We start from the raw sequence: 2122 nt of genomic DNA on the forward strand, positions 1-2122 counted from the left end.
TATTTGCCCAAAATATACGATTTATCAGCATTTTTGCCACCATTTTGCTCTGTATTTATGCATATTTTTCATGAATAATATACGGTGAACGAATGAATATTTTGAAAAATCACTTGCATAATATACATTTGCGTTGTATAGTTCATGTAGAAAATGTCATATAGAGGATCCCGTTCCGCCGGACAGAGCTCTTGTGATGTGCGTAGATGTATCTTTATTGCATCTGCTCTATATTTATAAATAGGAGGATTTATTAAAATGGCTAAAGAAAAAGTTGTACTGGCTTATTCAGGCGGTCTTGATACCACTGCCATCATCCCATGGTTAAAGGAGACATACGGATACGATGTTATCTGTGCATGTATAGATGTAGGTCAGGAGAGTGAGCTTGAGGGACTTGACGAGAGAGCAAAGTATTCAGGAGCTGAGAAGCTTTACATCATCGATGTTGTAGACGAGCTCTGCGATGAGTACATCATGCCAACAGTTCAGGCTGACGCTGTATATGAGAACAAGTACCTTCTCGGTACTTCATTTGCAAGACCTATCATTGCCAAGAAGCTCGTTGAGGTTGCACGTAAGGAAGGCGCTGTTGCCATCTGCCACGGAGCTACAGGTAAGGGTAACGACCAGCTTCGTTTTGAACTTTCTATCAAGGCTCTTGCACCGGACATCAAGGTTATCGCTACATGGAGACAGCCTGAGTGGACAATGCAGTCACGTGAGGATGAGATCGCTTTCTGTAAGGCACACGGCATCGATCTTCCATTTGATGCAAAGCATTCTTACAGCCGTGACCGTAACATCTGGCACATCAGCCATGAGGGCCTTGAGCTTGAGAATCCTGCAAATGAGCCAAACTACGATGACCTTCTGGTTCTCTCAGTTACACCTGAGAAGGCACCTGATGAGCCTGAGTACATCGACCTTGACTTCGAGAAGGGCTACCCTGTAGCACTCAACGGCAAGAAGATGAAGACTTCTGATATCATCCGTGAGCTGAACAAGCTCGGCGGAAAGCACGGTATCGGTATCATCGATATCGTTGAGAACCGTGTTGTCGGCATGAAGTCACGTGGTGTATACGAGACACCTGGTGGAACTATCCTTACAGAGGCTCATAAGCAGCTTGAGGAGCTCACACTTGACCGTGATACCATGGAGTACAAGAAGCTTGTCGGAACAAAGTTCGCAGCACTTGTATATGAAGGAAAGTGGTTCTGCACTCTCCGCGAGAGCCTTTCAGCATTTGTTGCCAAGACTGAGGAGCGTGTAACTGGTCATGTAAAGATGAAGCTCTACAAGGGTAACATCATCAAGGCTGGTACTACATCAGATTATACTCTGTACTCAGAGAGCCTTGCTTCATTCACAACTGGCGACCTCTACGATCACAAGGATGCTTCAGGTTTCATCAACCTGTTCGGTCTTTCAATGAAGGTTCGTGCTATGATGGATCAGAAGCGCGAGGAGAAGGACAACGCCAACAATAAATAATTTATAGATTCTTTACAAAAGAAGCGTGTTGGAATAGTATATAGAAAAGGAAATGGGTTTTTACCACATTTTACTGTTGTGGGTTGCTCGTTTCCTTTTTTATTGATAGAATATCATACAGATATTTCTTACCATTTTCTGCATTCTCACTAATTTCATAAAAATCCCCAACATACCCTTTTAAATACCGGGCAACTCTTAATGAATTTATACACATCGTATATCTCGACGATATTTGAATGTATATCTATAAAAAAAGATCCGGAGCCGAAGCTCCAGATCTCCCTAAATACATATCATTTACAATATCGCTGCACCAACGTACATTATTTTAAATTACAGTCTATATATTCCATATATGACTTTTTCCCAACTTCTGATTCATTTTCCACATACCACTCTGCGCATTCTTTCAATCCATCTTCCAATGATATTGTCTCCGGGTATATTTTGTTCTGCTGCTGCACATCGAGATAATATTCATAGTTATAAAAACTGAAATAATTTCTCTGTTCTATATCCTCACTGACATTTACAAACGCAGGGATCTTATCAAAGCAGGCGTAACACATCGTCACCCAGTCTTTTATAGTGACCGGCTCCACATTTCCCACATTCATGATAT

The 2122-nt window shown here is 41.8% G+C and carries 1 protein-coding gene and 1 pseudogene; one reads left to right on the forward strand and one right to left on the reverse strand.

Features of this window, described 5'->3' with window-relative positions; translation table 11 throughout:
- Positions 1-258: 258 nt before the first annotated feature.
- Entirely contained in the window at positions 259-1497 is a 1239-nt protein-coding gene (locus CCU_RS00785) for an argininosuccinate synthase (protein WP_004848633.1), read from the forward strand.
- A 326-nt stretch (positions 1498-1823) separates the two neighbouring features.
- On the opposite strand, the pseudogene CCU_RS00790 reads toward CCU_RS00785, so the two are convergent.
- A pseudogene (locus tag CCU_RS00790) lies at positions 1824-2122 on the reverse strand (NAD-dependent epimerase/dehydratase family protein); the annotation flags it as partial.

Source organism: Coprococcus sp. ART55/1 (genome assembly GCF_000210595.1).
GTDB classification, from domain to species: domain Bacteria; phylum Bacillota; class Clostridia; order Lachnospirales; family Lachnospiraceae; genus Coprococcus; species Coprococcus aceti.